Source organism: Flavobacterium sp. FlaQc-48, assembly GCF_044007335.1.
Taxonomy (GTDB): domain Bacteria; phylum Bacteroidota; class Bacteroidia; order Flavobacteriales; family Flavobacteriaceae; genus Flavobacterium.
In genome coordinates this window covers 1-435 of record NZ_JBIPCR010000061.1, presented here as the reverse complement: position 1 = coordinate 435, position 435 = coordinate 1, and the positions used below count along the sequence as shown (strand labels likewise).

At 40.9% G+C, this 435-nt stretch carries 1 protein-coding gene; it reads left to right on the top strand.

What is annotated here, in order from left to right:
- Positions 1-435: condensation domain-containing protein (locus tag ACHRWY_RS27585; RefSeq protein ID WP_395359230.1), on the top strand; the 435-nt coding region annotated here is incomplete at both ends.

Sequence of the window (435 nt, the reverse complement as noted above, 5' to 3'; positions counted from 1 at the left end):
CCATCTGGCAGCGCAAGTATTTAGAAGGCGAGGTTTTAGAGAATCAGTTATCCTATTGGGAAGCAAAATTAAGTGGAGTAAGCACTTTGTCCTTACCAACGGATTATGTTCGTCCTTCTGTGCAAAGCAATGAAGGCGCCAGTGTTTCTTTAGAATTAGGAAAAGAGCTGAGAGACTCATTAAGTTCGATATGCCAACAAGAAGGTGTTACCCTTTTTATGCTAATGTTATCCGCCTTTAAGGTATTGTTATCTCGCTACAGCGGACAGGACGATATTTGTATAGGAACACCAATTGCGAATAGAACGCAATCGGAGTTAGAAGGAATGATAGGCTTTTTTGTCAATACTTTGGCACTTCGCAGTGATTTGAGCGACAACCCGAGTTTTAGAGATTTGTTGTCAAGAGTAAAACAGACAACTCTGGAAGGTTATG